This is a genomic window from Halorubrum sp. SD612 (genome assembly GCF_002135005.1).
Map to the genome: position 1 here is coordinate 1 of NZ_NEWI01000355.1, position 1,486 is coordinate 1,486.

At 72.1% G+C, this 1,486-nt stretch carries 1 protein-coding gene and 1 pseudogene; both read right to left on the reverse strand.

What is annotated here, in order from left to right; all coding sequences use genetic code 11:
• On the reverse strand, positions 1-784 hold a 784-nt coding region (locus tag B9G38_RS17275; RefSeq protein WP_086221175.1), incomplete at its 3' end, for an AAA family ATPase.
• A 290-nt stretch (positions 785-1,074) separates the two neighbouring features.
• Positions 1,075-1,486, reverse strand: a pseudogene (locus B9G38_RS17280) (hypothetical protein); the annotation flags it as partial.

Genomic DNA, 1,486 nt, shown 5'->3' on the forward strand with positions numbered 1-1,486 from the left:
CCGCCGCGCCCATCAGGGCGGCGGGCGCGGCGGGGGCGTCGCCCGCGGCCGACTCGACGGTATCGCGGATCTGGTCGGGCGAGGGCGCGTCGCGGCCGAGTCCGGTCGAACACCGGCTCGTCAGCAGCTCGACGAGCACGTGCCGGCGGTACTTCGCGAACTCGACGGTGGTCGCCGGCTCCCAGTCGATCGCGTCCGGCGGGTCGCGGCCGATACAGGTCGGCGCGAGCCGGTCGCTGACGTCCGCGAGCCAGTCGATCAGCGTCGCCGCCGTCGGCGTCTCGGTCTCGTTCGTGTGATCGACCGCGACGACGAGGTCGGGGCCGGTGCGCATCGCGTCGCGCAGCGAGCCGGCCAGCTCCTCGGTCCCGATCCCGTGGTCGGGAACGGGGTCGTCGCTCATCGCGGCTAACATCGCGTGGTACAGCCGGAATCGAGTCGACGCCTTCCGCGCGTCGACGTAGACGAATCCGGGGATCGTCGGCTCGACCGCCCGCGTGGTCGTCTGGATGGCGCGCCGCGGGCCGCTGTGGCTCGCCAGCCGGTCGAACAGCGCGGAGACGACCGCCGATTTCCCGCTCCCCTTCGGGCCGTACACGTAGACGCTCGGCGGGAGCGATCCGGTGAAGGCGGGCTCGAACACGTCGAGGAGGCGCTCTATCGCCGGCCCCCGCCCCACCGGCGAGTCGACGTGCCTGACCGGCGAGACGGCCTCGAAGTCGGCGAGAACGCTCATGCCGGCGTCGTAGCCGAGCCGTCGTTCGATCCGGTCGTCGATATTCACGGATGTCCCTCCGAGACAGGCGAACAAAACTGGCACGAAGCGGAGTCGATTCGGGGTCGATCGCGGTCGGAAGCGTCGTCGCCGTCCCGGGCGGTGGCGGCGCGAGCGGCGCGAGCGGCGGCGGTGCCGGCCGCCGCACGGCCGTCGCTCTCGAACCGAGCGCGTCGACGGTCGCGTGTCCGGTCTGGTCTCATTGGTGTCCGGCGGCTTGGTCGGAGGGTGTTTCGCGCGCGGAACCGTCTCCGGCCGCTACGAGGGGGCCGACGCCGCGTCGGCTCCCGCGGGCGGGCTCAGAGGTACCCGGCGTTCGGCAGGACGCCGAGGATGCCGAGGATGCCGACGGCGAGCATCATGATCGCGATGGCCATCGCCGGCGGGTCCACGTGGGTCCCGGAGTGCGAGTAGAACATCCGCTGGGTGACCTCGCCGACGAGGCCGCTGAGGGCCCCGAGGACGCCGCCGGCCAGCAGCGCGACGACGCTGCCCGCGACGGGGTCGATGACGACCGCGCCGACCGCGCCGAGGAGCGTGATGTGGTGCGTCACCGGGATCTTCTCGACGCCGAGGTTGAGGAACAGCAGGCTCATCGCCGAGATGGCGTAGCCGAGGAAGATGCTCCCCGTCTGTAGCCAGATGTACCCGCCGAGGATGCCGCCGACGAGGCCGACGGTGGTGACGCCGGACCAACTGTTCGGGTGGGGC